This is a genomic window from uncultured Acetatifactor sp. (assembly GCF_948601915.1).
GTDB lineage: Bacteria > Bacillota > Clostridia > Lachnospirales > Lachnospiraceae > Acetatifactor.
In genome coordinates this window covers 1-5,069 of record NZ_CAPDXS010000228.1, presented here as the reverse complement: position 1 = coordinate 5,069, position 5,069 = coordinate 1, and the positions used below count along the sequence as shown (strand labels likewise).

The window sequence follows — 5,069 nt, the reverse complement described above, 5'->3', positions numbered from 1 at the left end:
AAAATAAAAATATAATCCATTATCACATTAAAAAAACTTCCAATAAGCATTGCACACATGGCAAGCTGCGGATTTGCGTCATTCCGCACAAAACAAAGCAGCACATCATTCAGAATAAAAGCCGGAGAAAAAAGCAACAGCCACCGTAAATAAACAGCTGTCATTTCCAGTATCGTCATATCTGCACCTAACACAAAAGCCAACTGTCTTGGGCAGAAAAAACCAGGCAGCATAAATGCGATTGAAAACAAAACGGCAAGATATATGGTATTTGTATAAATTTTGTCTACTAACATTTGATTCCCCTGACTTTTGCAGACAGAAAATTTTGTTGCCCCGCCCATGCCAATCATTAACCCTGTACCATGAATAAAATTATATGCCGGAATAGCAATATTTAACGCTGCCAGCCCGCTTGTGCCTAATCCTTTGGAAACAAAGAATGTGTCTGCCAAAATGTAGCAGGATACGCCCAACGTTCCCAAAACGCTTAAAACAGTATACCGGGAAAATTCCCGAATACAAGATGGTTGTTCCATATATTCACCCTCCTGAACAAAAAATAACGCCAGCACTTTCTATCTTCAATGGCCTAACGATAGAAAGCCTGACGCTTAACCCCTTACCCGGCGGCAAGGGACGCATAAACTTTTTCTAATTTATCATAAAAAAACAAATAAATCAATACTAATTGCAAAAAATTTCTACCTGGAAGAATTGTCACATCAAATCGAACAGGCTCATCTGTACGGCCTGTACCTCTTCCTCTTTCTCCGCCTGCTCCCGGCTGACGCATCCTGTGGGGAGCTCCTGCAGGAACGGGGAGCTTTCCTTTCCGCCCACCAGAATCAGTTCCTCCCTTGCCCTGGTCATGCCCACGTAGCACAGGCGCCGCTCTTCCTCCATATCTGTCCCGTCTCCGCCGAATTCCAGCGGGAAGCGCCCCTTGTCCATGCCGTACAGGAACACTACGGGGAATTCCAGCCCCTTGGAGCCATGGAGCGTCATCAGCGTCACCGCGTCCGCCGTGAACTTCCTGCCGCCGTTCCTCCTTACGTCCCCGTCCTCGCCAAAGGAAAGGGTCTGGAGAAAGCCCTCCATGGTGGGGTAAAGGACTGACATATCTGTCAGTTTTTTCATATTGTCCGGATTCTCGGGCCGCACGTCCCCGCTCCACTCCTCCAGAAGCTTTACAGGGCGGGATTTCCTCACCTTTTTACGGTATTTTTCCACAAGCAGACCAATCCTCTCCTCCAGGCCCTCTCCCAGGGCCGGGCTCAGGAGCCTGTGGCAGAGCGCCTCAGATGCTTCTTCGCCGGGATACAGGACGTGGCGGAAAAAGTACAGGGCTGCCCGCACCTCACGCTCCCGCAGGAAGTCCTCCCGCCCTGCCACCACATAGGGGATTCCCTCCTGTCTGAGGCATTTTTCCAGGAGAGCCGCCTGCCTGTGGGTTCGATAGAGCACTGCCATATCGGAAAATCCCCTCACCGCACGGTTCTCCCCGGCGCTGTTCCTATCGGTGTCCAGCATGTCGATGCCGCCAATCTGGCGGGTGATTTCCTTGGCTACGAAAATCGCCTCTCTGCGCTCATCTTCCGCGGAGACGATGCGCACAGGTGGCGCGGGACGCTCCGCATGTCCCGCCATGGCTTTCATCCTGCGCGGCCGACCTGGGTTGTGGGAAATCAGCCCAAGGGCGGCGTTCAGGATGGGCGGGGCAGAACGGTAGTTTTCCTCCAGGCGGATGGGCACAAGGTCCAGGCGCTCTCCCCCCAGCCTGGAGAAGACTTTCGGGTCGCAGCCGCGGAAGCCGTAGATGGACTGATCCGGATCCCCGATGACGAAGAGCTCTTTGCCGCCCCGGCTCCATTCCCTTACCAGGCGGTACTGGAGCGGGTTGATGTCCTGGAACTCGTCGATGAGCAGGTAGGAGAAACAGCGGCGCTCCGGCGCTTCCTCTGGCAGCTCTTCCAGGAGGCGCAGGGTTTCCAGCAAAAGGTCGTCATAGTCCAGCGCTCCGGCCTGGCGGAGCAGCTTTTGATAGTATTCGTATATGCGTGGATTCTTTCGGTCAGCGGGCTCGCTGTCATCATACAGGCCATTCTTCTCCTTTGACAGCTCCTGCAGGAGTTTCCCCGGGGATTCTTTGCCGTCAAATTCCCGGAGCGCTCTCTCCGCAAGCTCCATCTGCAGGCCCTCGTCCGCCACCACAAAGGAAAGCCCCGACTCCTGCAGGAAGCGGCTGCAGATGGCGTGGAAAGTGCCAATCTGTATGTCCGTTGCCCTCCTGCCCTTGCGGTTCCCGGAAAGCGGACCCGGCTGGCCCTCCCTGACGGCGGATTCGGCTTCCATCCTGGCCCGCAGCTCCTCTGCCGCTTTGTTGGTGAATGTCACCGCAGTGATTTCCTCCAGGGCGATTCCTCGCTTCTCCAGCAGATAGCGCAGCCTGTAAGTCAATGTCCTGGTCTTGCCCGCGCCTGGCCCGGCGATGACTGCCACGCTGGGCGCTATCCGCTCCACGGCCTCCTGCTGGCGGGGATTGAGACCGGCAGACCGGCTGCCTGCTTCTGCTTTTGAATCGCCTGGGCCGGCTGCCTCTCCTGATAGTTCCATATTCTGCCTGTCTGATGCCTGTGCCTCTCCTGACAGATCCGGATTCCGCCTGCCAGGGACATCTGTCTTTCCTGGTAATTCAGAATCCTGCCTGCCAAAAGTGTCTGTCTCTCCTGGCAGTTCTGAATCCTGCCTGCCAGAGGCATCCGTCTCCTCTGGCATTTCCCGATACCGCTTGCCTCCTGCCTGCTCTCCCATATCCGAACCTTTGTGGGCCATATCCGTTTCGGGGTTCCGCTCCTGATGCCCTTTCTCCATGGCCCGCAGCTCCTGGGCGGTAAAGAATGACATCTGCCCCTCCAGGCTGCTGATGTCCTCCGGGGTCAGCAGCCCAATTTTTCCATACTCCCCGTCAAAGCCCGGCGTGCGCTCCACCTTTCCCTCCCGCAGCCGCCTGATGCCCTCGGCCACCAGAGGCCCTGCCGCCTTGCGGATGTCCTCCACCGGAACCTCCCGCAGGATGGCGAACTCTGGCCCCAGATTCCCTATCATCCGCTCATAGGTCTCCACAGCCTTTTTCCCTGCGGCGGAAATCCCCATGGAAGCCCCGATCACCTCGGGCAGCGGCACCAGGCTCTCGAAAGGCCGCCCCTCGGGCAGGATGAAGCCCTCCTCCCTGTCCGCGTCCGCCAGTTGCTCTATCCGGTTCAGAACGCCTATGGTAATCTTCTTCCCGCACACAGGACATCTCCCACCGTACTTGGCCGTCTCCTGAGGACTGATGCACAGCCCGCATTTCCTGTGCCCGTCAAAATGGTACTTTCCCTCCTCCGGGAAGAATTCGATGGTGCCCGCCAGGCCTTTCCCCTTCTGGACAGCCCCTGCCAGCCCCTGGAAAGAGAGCTCCATGTCGAAGAGATTGGCCTCCCTGCCCAGCTTGGCCGGGGAATGGGCATCGGAGTTGGATATCAGGTGGAATCTGTCCAGCGCGGCCACCCGCCAGTTCATGGGCGGGTCGGAGGAAAGCCCTGTCTCCAGGGCATGGATATGGGGCGTCAGGTCTTCGAAGCACTCTTCTATTGTCTCAAAGCCCGAAAAGGCCCCGAACAGGGAGAAATGGGGCGTCCAGATGTGGGCGGGCACATAGATTCCCTCCGGGCAGGTCTCCAGCATGATTTCCAGCAGATCCCTGCAGGGAATCCCCAGGATGGGCCGACCGTCAGAATGGATGTTCCCGATCAGCTCCAGCCGCCTGGAAAACGTCTCCGCGGCCTCCAGCCCAGGCAGGAGCAAGAGGCTGTGGACTTTGCGCACCCGGTCTCCCTTTTTATAGATGGAGCTGATTTCCCCGGTGACCACGAATCGGGGCTGCATGCCGCTCTCCCCCGCTCCCCCGATTCGGTATTCCCTCTTCAGCACGTACAGGCCGTCCTCCGCCGGTTCCAGCTTCTCTTTCAGCTCTTCCCGCCAGGCCGGGTGGGTGAAGTCACCTGTGCCCACGATATGGATCCCTTTTTTCCTTGCCCACAAATCCAGATGCTCCGGGGTACAGTCTTTGCTGGTAGCCCTGGAATATCTGGAGTGGATATGCAAATCTCCTATGTACATTTCTCCTCACATTCTGCCGCCTGACAGACAGCCCTTTGGCGGATGAACCATACTGACGCTCCGTCCAACGTCACGTAATATTTCCTAAGTTTACCTTATCACAAAATCCACCAGGCTTCAACCATAACGAAATTTCATGGTTTCATGGATTCCGGAGGCGATTGCCGCCGGATTCATTCGCATAGCTTCTTTTGTATTGCATATACTTTTCCGAGAGGTGTTTTTTATGAGACTATTGAAGCGCTATACCATAATCGGAGTCCTTTTCGTGCTGGTTGCAGGGACGCTGGCCCATTTTTTATATGACTGGACCGGGTGGAACCCTGTGGCGGGCCTTTTTGCGCCGGTCAGCGAATCCATATGGGAGCATATGAAGCTGATATTTTTCCCCATGGCGCTGTATTCCCTTGTCATGATCGTCAGGTTCCGGGGCAGCTTTCCCTGTATCGTGCCATCTCTGGGCTTTGGTATCCTGGTCGGCACATTGCTGGTTCCTGTCTTTTATTATGTATATACCTTTGTGCTTGGCAGGGATTTCTTTGTCTTGGATATAGCAGACTTTCTCCTGAGCACGCTGGTGGCGTTCCTGCTTGCTTACCGATTTACGCTGTCCTGTAGGCTGAAAGGCTGTGCCCCTCTCCTGTGGGGGCTGGTGGGCGTACTCTTTGTCTGCTTTATAGTGTTCGCCTATCATCCTCCGGATGGGGCAATCTTCGCCGCCCCCGACAGACAGTCATCTTCCTCCGCCCCACCAAAAACGGAAAGAATCTGTTGATTATCATGATACAGGGCACTTCCAGAATCAATACGATCCCTATTACATTCACGAAGAAGCAGACGCGATTCAATCTGGGGATGTAATCATTCACCCAGTAGGCCAGAACATGGCCATAATAGACAAAATA

The 5,069-nt window shown here is 55.4% G+C and carries 3 protein-coding genes; 1 reads left to right on the top strand and 2 read right to left on the bottom strand.

Annotated features, from left to right (window positions below; all coding sequences use genetic code 11):
• Together Q2B33_RS23180 and Q2B33_RS23175 are read right to left on the bottom strand one after the other, a co-directional pair.
• On the bottom strand, positions 1-539 hold a 539-nt coding region (locus Q2B33_RS23180; RefSeq protein WP_300816018.1), incomplete at its 3' end, for an MATE family efflux transporter.
• 181 nt (positions 540-720) lie between these two features.
• Complete coding sequence (locus Q2B33_RS23175) at positions 721-4,164, bottom strand: UvrD-helicase domain-containing protein (protein ID WP_300791232.1); 3,444 nt, start codon at positions 4,162-4,164, stop codon at positions 721-723.
• Positions 4,165-4,390: 226 nt separating this feature from the next.
• On the opposite strand from Q2B33_RS23175, the gene Q2B33_RS23170 reads away from it, so the two are divergent.
• Positions 4,391-4,939, top strand: a complete 549-nt coding sequence (locus Q2B33_RS23170) for a DUF6512 family protein (RefSeq protein WP_300574154.1) — start codon at positions 4,391-4,393, stop codon at positions 4,937-4,939.
• The last annotated feature ends 130 nt before the right edge of the window (positions 4,940-5,069 follow it).